This window comes from Polaromonas sp. YR568 (assembly GCF_943369675.1).
Lineage (GTDB): Bacteria > Pseudomonadota > Gammaproteobacteria > Burkholderiales > Burkholderiaceae_C > Polaromonas.
Window position 1 is genome coordinate 1 of record NZ_CALROB020000089.1, and the last position, 5,447, is coordinate 5,447.

1 protein-coding gene is annotated in these 5,447 nt (G+C 66.8%); it reads left to right on the forward strand.

Annotation, left to right across the window (positions count from 1 at the left end; all coding sequences use genetic code 11):
• Positions 1-5,447, forward strand: a 5,447-nt coding sequence (locus tag ACLV8F_RS24635) for a filamentous haemagglutinin family protein (protein ID WP_411886827.1), incomplete at both ends; no start/stop codon positions are given.

The window sequence follows — 5,447 nt, forward strand, 5'->3', positions numbered from 1 at the left end:
GCCTGGCGCGTCATGCCCGGCGCCACCGTGCGCAAATACACCGAATACAACGAAGCCTTCGCCAACGACTTCTTCTCGTCCGAAGCCTTCAAGCTCACGCAATACCGCCTCACCGGCCAGGACATCGTCACCCCCCGCCTGGCGCGCGACGGCGGCGCTGTCGTCTTTGAAGCCACCACACGCCTGACCCTGGACGGCACGCTGCTGTCCCAGGCAGACAAGGGCGGGCGCGGCGGCCTGGTCGACATCGCCGGCAAGAAGATCGCCATCGTCGGCGCCGGCCAGGACGCAGGCACCCTGCAGGCTGGCGGCTACCTCGTCATCGATGCCACCAGCCTGTCCAACTTCGGCGCCGGCAGCCTGCTGGTCGGCGGCACCCGCAAGGGCGACCCGCTGGGCACGCAGATCGACGTCACCGCCACCGACATCGTCGTGCGCAACGGTGCCGCAACCGAACTCTTCGGCCCGGAGATCATCCTGGCCGCCAGCGGCAAGGTCGCGGTCGATGCCGGCAGCGTCGTCAGCGCCCGCGGCACCGGCGCCAGCGGCGGCGGCAACCTCATCATGAAACCGCAGGTGGCCGCCGTTTATGACAACAAAGGCACGCCCGACACCGCCGACGACGTCCTGGTCACCCCCAGCAAAGACTGGGGCGCGCTGGTCCGCGTCGCCAACGGCGAGGCCGTCAAGGTCGTGCGCCAGAACGTCGACACCACCCAGGGCGGCCTGGTCACGATAGGCGCCGGCGCGGCCCTCAACGGCGGTGACGCCCTGCTGATCGACGCCACGCGAACGACCGAGCTCGCCGCCTCCGCCAGAATCTCGGGCATAGACCTGTCCGTGTCTGCCGGCCGCATCGGCTTCGGCGGCGGCAGCGGCATGGTGCTGGACAGCGCCGCCCTGGCCCAGCTGGCCAACTCGAAGCACCTGACGCTGCGCAGCTACTCCAGCTTCGACTTCCACCAATCGGTGGACCTCGGCGCGGCAGGCCTCGCTTCGCTGACCTTTGACGGCGCGGCCTTCACCGGCCACGGTGGCAACATCGTCCTCAGGGGCGAGAAGATCGCGCTGGAGAACAGCGGCGCCGCCCTGGCCGCTACCGGCAACGGCAACGGCAGCTTCACGCTGGACGCCGCCAGCCTGGTCCTGGGGGCCGGGCAGAAGAACTTCGCCGGCTTCGGCGCCATCACCCTGGGCGGGCGCGAGCAGATCGTCGGCGCCGGCAAAGGCGGCATAGACACCGGCGCCATTGCGCTGAACCTGAACACCGCGCTGCTCACCGGCCGCGGCGGCGCCGCGCAAAGCATCGTCACAAGCGGTGCATTGCAAGTCCTGCGAACAGCAGGAGGTGATTCAACCCAACAGAATCTGCAAGACAGCCTCGGCTCACGCCTGAGCCTGTCCGGCGCCAGCATCGTGTTCGGTGGCCGCGCCGTCGCGCTGGGCGGCAACATCGACATGACGGCGACTGCCGGTGGCCTGACCCTGGCGGACGGCGCGCAGATCGACGTAGGCGGCTTTGCCAAACAGTTCTTCGACGTCGCCGGCTACGCCGACGCCGGAAGCATCAAGCTCTCGGCCGTGGGCGGCGACGTCCGGCTCAATAGCGGCAGCCAGCTCAACCTGGCCGCCCACAAGGCCGGCGGCAATGCCGGCACCCTGAACGTCGCCGCCGCCAACGGCGGCACCGTCGTGCTGGACGGCACCATCAACGCGCAGGCCGGCGCGGGCGGCAAGGCCGGCGCCTTCGCGCTGGACATCGCCGCGCTGGCCGACTTCGCCGGCTTCAGCCAGCGGCTCAATGCAGCGGGGTTTAACCGCTCACGGCAGTTCCGCATCCGCCAGGGCGACATCACGCTGGACGGCACCACCACGGTGGAGGACTTTGGCCTCACCACCGACCAGGGCCGGGTCACGATCGCCGGCACCGTCGACGCCAGGGCTGCCTACGGCGGCGCCATCCGCATCACCGGCGGCAACGGGGTGACCATGAACGCCGGCGCGCAGCTGCTGGCCGGCGCCACCGGCGAGCTCGGCAGCGGCCGCGTCACGCTTGAAGCCGCGGGCGGGCAGCTGGACCTGCAGGGCGGCACGATTAACGTGGCCGGCAATGAAGGCGGCAAGGTCAGGTTGCGCGCCCAGCAGAATGCCGCGCACACCGACCTCAATGCAACAGCCGTCAACGTCAGCATCGCCGGCGCGCGCTCGGCGGTGCTCGAAGGTATCGCCACTTACAACGCCAGCACGGTCGACGCCGTCAAGGCCGCGGCCGTCGCCGATGCCAACCAGTTCAGCGCGGCCGCGCCCGCTGTGGCAAACCGGCTCGGCACCACGCTGGCCGTCATGCCCGGCATCGTCATTGAAAGCGCCGGTGACCTGGCCATGAACGGTGACTGGAACCTGCGCGGCGACTTTGCAAACGCAAGAGAGGGCACACTCACACTCAGAGCCGGCGGCAACCTGGTCGTCAAGGGCCACCTGAGCGACGGCTTCGACACCGCTGACCGGGCAGGCAAGCTGCAGGAAGGCGCTTCGTGGAACCTGCGCCTGGTCGCGGGCGCCGACCTGGGCTCGGCCAACACGCTGGCGGTCAAGCCGCTGGCGGCGCAAGCGGCGGGCAGCGGCAGCATCACCATCGGCACGGCCGACACCAACCCGGACGCCGCCGTCGACAACGGCTCGGGCAAGCTGATCCGTACGGGTACTGGGGATCTTGAAGTACGTGCAGGCAGAGACCTCACACTGGCGCACAAGGAGTCGGTGATCTACACGGCCGGGCGCAAGGACATGACGGCCTGGAGCGACTTCACGACGGCCAATGCCGCGGCGATCTACGGCGTTGAAGGCGGCAACCTGGACATCAGCGCGCAGGGCAGCATTGAGGCGCAGCCGGCCGGACAGCGCTTCGTCGAGTGGCTGAACCGGCAGGGAGCTTTTAATGCACAACGCTATTTTGGAGAGTTTGAGAGCGGCGAGACAGGCATCCGTCCAGATGGCAGTTACGGTCCACTGCTATTGGCGCCTCAACAGTCCAGCTGGTGGGTCAACTACGGCGCCTTCAAACAGGGTGTAGGTGCCTTGGGCGGCGGCAACGTCACGGTCAATGCCGGCGGCGACCTGGGCAACCTCGTGGTGGTCTTGCCGACCACCATGCGCATGCGCGGCGGCCGATCGGCCGCCGAAGCGATGGCCATGGAAACCCGCAACGGCGGCACCCTGACGGTCGAGGCCGGCGGCGCCATACGCGGCGGCCAGTACTACATCGCGCGCGGCGCTGGGGAGATCAAGGCCGGTGAAACGGCGGTGGGCCACACGGTCATCGTGGACTGGGACCAGAGTAACGGGACCTTCACGCGAACCAGCAATGCAGTGGCACCAATACTGGCGCTGGGTGATGCCACCTTGAGTTTGCGTACGGCCGGTGACCTGCGTTTGCAAACCATCATTGATCCGATGCTGGTGCGCTATGGCGATGGCCTCAGGCCCGATGGGCAACAACTGGACTATGGCGCCTACATGAGCGGCTATACCGGCCGCACGGTGCTGAACCTGGTGTCCACAGGTGGGGACATCAAACTGGTCAACGAGGCGAACTACGTGTTTGGTGATCGCCAGGTGCGCTGGAGTGAGAAGGTGGACGCCCAGCTCGCGCATGGCGGCAACCGTTACCCGGCCCGGCTGTCCGTGGCTGCATTGAACGGAAGTTTGGGAATTGATGGAGCCTTGTATGTAATGCCCAGCTGGAACAACGACGTTTCCCTGATTGCACAAAACAACCTGCGCTTCGCCGCACCGGTTTCAATGGCCTACGCCACTCCCCAAATGATGCCGTCGCCCTTCATGCCAACGGGTGGAGTCTCTTTTGGCCAGATGAATATGGACGATCTGTTGAATAACCAGATCAATCCTTCGGGCTCGTCAGCCATCAAAGACAGCTTCCTGCGTGAGCTCAGTAACCCAGGGGTTCTGCCTTTGGCCGGTGATTTCGCGCCTAGCCGTATTTACGCGGCGGAGGGGTCGATCTTCGGGCTGGACCTGAAAGCCAGCGAACAGACCTGGATACGCGCAGGCAAAGATATACGCGGGGTGCGCCTGGCGGGCCGCAATGTACGTGCCTCCGATGTCACCTTGCTCGAAGCGGGCAACGATATTCTGGCGATGACACGGGTCAAACCCATCGACAGGAACAACCCGAGCGTCAATACACTGACCGGCAGCGTTGAAATGCAAGGCCCTGGCGTATTGCTTGTATCCGCCGGCCGTGATGTGTATGCCGGCGACCTGCAGATCCAGACGCTGGCTAACCAGCAATATGACGCGAACAACCGTCCGATGGCCGGAACCCAGATCAACGGGCTGCCGTCGCAAGGCGCCTCCATCACGGTGATGGCCGGCATGAACGGCGCCGCGGCGTACGACGCCTTCGCCGGCGCCTACCTCGACCCCGCCAAGGCCGCCGCCATGCCCGACTACCTCAAGGCCAGGGCGGCCGACGGTAGCGTGCTGCCCCTCTACCTGACCGACGCCGTCGAGACGCGTCCTGGCGGCCAGCAAAAAGTCACCCGCCGCGGCCTGGTTTCGTACATGAAGGACATGACGGGCGAAGACCTGGCTCCGATGGCCGCATGGACGCGTTTCCAGTCCTTGCCCAAGTTGGCGCAGCAACAGTTCCTGCGCCAGGTCTACCTGCTTGAGCTGCGTGAAGCCGGGCGCAACCAGGGCGAACCCGGCGTCAACGGCTTGCCGCTCAACGGCGGCTACAACCGCGGCTACGCGGCGATTGCGGTCCTGTTCCCCGGCGAGGCCTGGAAAGGCAACGTCGCGGCCAACAACATGATGCTGCGCACCATGAGCGGCGGCGACATCAACGTCCTCACGCCGGGCGGCGGCCTGCAGGTGGCCTCGCTGGGCGCCACCGTGCCGGCGGGCTACGGCCTGGTGACACTGGGCTCCGGGCACATCAATGTGTTCGCCAAGGACGACGTCGTCGTCAACCAGTCGCGCATTCTTTCTTTCGTGCCCGAAGCCAGCAAGCGCGGCAGCGACCAGATCATCTGGTCCAGCCGCGGCGGCATCGATGCCGGCAAGGGCTCCAAGACGGTGCGGGTGCCGTCGGCGCCGGAGATCGTCACCGACCTGGACGGCAACACTGTCGTCCGCGAGAAATCGGACATGAGTGGCAGCGGCATCGGCACCGTCGGTGACGGCGACGTCGACCTGGTCGCGCCGCAGGGCACCATCAATGCGGGGGATGCCGGCATCCGTGTGGCGGGCAACCTCAACATCATGGCCTTGCAGGTGCTCAACGCCGACAACATCAAGGTCAAGGGCGAGGCCAAGGGCCTGCCGGTGGTGGAGGCCGTCAACATAGGCGCGCTGACCAATGCCGGCGCCGCGGCCTCGCAGGCGGCGATGGCGGCCCAGGACATGCTGCAGCGCGACCGCGC